This window comes from Peptococcaceae bacterium 1198_IL3148 (assembly GCA_036763105.1).
Taxonomy (GTDB): domain Bacteria; phylum Bacillota; class Desulfotomaculia; order Desulfotomaculales; family Desulfohalotomaculaceae; genus JBAIYS01.
Map to the genome: position 1 here is coordinate 1 of JBAIYS010000082.1, position 251 is coordinate 251.

Below are 251 nucleotides of genomic sequence, written 5' to 3' on the forward strand. Positions count from 1 at the left end.
TAAGCCCCGGCTAACTACGTGCCAGCAGCCGCGGTAATACGTAGGGGGCGAGCGTTGTCCGGAATTACTGGGCGTAAAGGGCGTGTAGGCGGTTTTTTAAGTTAGGAGTGAAAACCCAGGGCTTAACTCTGGGATAGCTTCTAAAACTGGGAGACTTGAGTGCAGGAGAGGAAAGTAGTATTCCTGGTGTAGCGGTGAAATGCGTAGATATCAGGAGGAATACTCGTGGCGAAGGCGGCTTTCTGGCCTGT

Annotated in this window: 1 rRNA gene; it reads left to right on the top strand. The window is 52.6% G+C overall.

From position 1 onward, the window contains the following. Nucleotides 1-251, top strand: a 16S ribosomal RNA gene (locus V6C27_14970); the annotation flags it as partial.